This is a genomic window from Pseudomonas sp. c313, assembly GCF_055407145.1.
On record NZ_JBUZRD010000043.1, the window covers coordinates 1 to 1,235 of the forward strand.

Sequence of the window (1,235 nt, forward strand, 5' to 3'; positions counted from 1 at the left end):
TGTAGTGGTCAACTAATCCCGGACACGACGTTAAGTTTTTTCTCGGCCTGAGCCGGCGTTAGCCCGCCATTAAATTGATGAGGCCGTATCCAGTTGTAGCGATGCATCAAATAATGACTGATGTCTCGTTGTGCCTGCTGAACCGACATATAACCCACTGAAGGTATCCACTCGGTTTTCAAGCTGCGAAATACTCGCTCCATCGGCGAGTTGTCGTAGCAATTGCCCCGGCGACTCATGCTCTGGCTGATGCGGTACCGCCACAGACGCTGACGGAAGTGGCGACTTCCATATTGCGATCCCTGATCCGAATGAAACAGCAGCCCTTGAGGCTTCCCGCGTTGCTCATAGGCCATATCCAGTGCTTTGGTGACCAAGTCAGCATCCGGGTTTCCTGATAACGCCCAGCCCACTATCCGGCGAGCATAGAGATCCATAACCACGGCCAGGTAGTGCCATTTCCCTTGCGCCCAGATGTAGGTGATGTCACCGCACCAAACCTTGTTTGGCTCGGGAACATCGAATTTACGATTCAGTGTATTTGGAATGTCAGGCCGCTCGACCGTTGCTTTTTTGTAGGCATGCGAGCCAGGCTGCTTGCTGATCAACCCCAGTTCCCGCATCAAGCCTCGCACCTTGAAACGCCCGATCTGCTCGCCATCATCCTGCATCATCGACACGATACTTCGGCTGCCAGCAGCGTTTCGGCTCTGGGTGAACAGTTCGTTGACTCGACTGCGTAATCGAATTCTCTCAACGCCCGGAGAACGCCGCCTGAGGTGATGGGCGTAGTAAGTCGAACGGGTGATTTCGAACACCTCGCACAAGCAGTCAACAGGTTCATGGGCGCTTAGCTGATGGATCAGTGCGAACGCTCGAGATCTTCCGACATCAAGAGCGCGGTAGCCTTTTTTAATATCGATTTCTCTCGTTCAAGACGGGCGATTCGGGCTTCCAGTTCCTGGATCTTTTGCTGCTCTGGGGTGAGCGCCTTGCTCTGCGGGGTGACGCCTGTGCGTTCCTGCAGAAGCTGACTGACCCAACGGCGCAGGGCCGACTCGCCAATGCCGAGTGAACGACTGGCTTCGATGCAGCTGTAATTTTGTTTGAGTACGAGGTCAGCAGCCTCGCGTTTGAATTCAGCGGAAAAGACACGACGTTGCTTGGTCATCTGACACCTCGATATGGCGAGCATTCTCGCCTAAATGAGTGTCCGGTTTCATTAGACCACTACA

1 protein-coding gene is annotated in these 1,235 nt (G+C 53.9%); it reads right to left on the reverse strand.

All coding sequences use genetic code 11. The features are described from left to right. Nucleotides 1-8 precede the first annotated feature (8 nt). Nucleotides 9-1,171, reverse strand: a protein-coding gene (locus tag ACZRKZ_RS27730; protein WP_087148787.1) for an IS3 family transposase whose coding sequence is annotated in 2 segments (ribosomal slippage) — nt 9-916 and nt 916-1,171 — 1,164 coding nt in all. Because the reading frame shifts where the segments join, the coding sequence is not laid out codon by codon here. Nucleotides 1,172-1,235 lie beyond the last annotated feature (64 nt).